The following is a 319-nucleotide window of genomic DNA, read 5'->3' as shown; positions in this document are numbered from 1 at the left end:
CCCAGGAACGACTGGGCAAATGCAGAGGAAGCATTTACCGCAGCTCTTCAGCTCGAAAAAGATGTCAACACTAGCCTGCTGTCGCTCCACCAGATCGGGACTGTCCACAATGATGCGAACCTCTGCGACTACTTAGAGTCAGAGTTCTTGCAGGAGCAAGTGGACGCCATCAAGGAGTTGGGAGACAAACTCACCAACATCCGCCGCGTCGGCAAGGAAGCATTTACCGCAGCTCTTCAGCTCGAAAAAGATGTCAACACTAGCCTGCTGTCGCTCCACCAGATCGGGACTGTCCACAATGATGCGAACCTCTGCGACT

At 53.6% G+C, this 319-nt stretch carries 1 protein-coding gene; it reads left to right on the top strand.

Annotated elements, in window-relative coordinates:
- The coding region (locus tag P2081_RS20620) for a ferritin-like domain-containing protein (RefSeq protein WP_278924655.1) at window positions 1-319 on the top strand (319 nt) is incomplete at both ends.

The sequence above is a fragment of the Pseudophaeobacter profundi genome (assembly GCF_029697505.1).
In the GTDB taxonomy this organism is placed as follows: Bacteria; Pseudomonadota; Alphaproteobacteria; order Rhodobacterales; family Rhodobacteraceae; genus Pseudophaeobacter; species Pseudophaeobacter profundi.
Note: the sequence above shows the minus strand (reverse complement) of the source record. Positions and strands in the feature narration are given on the sequence as shown.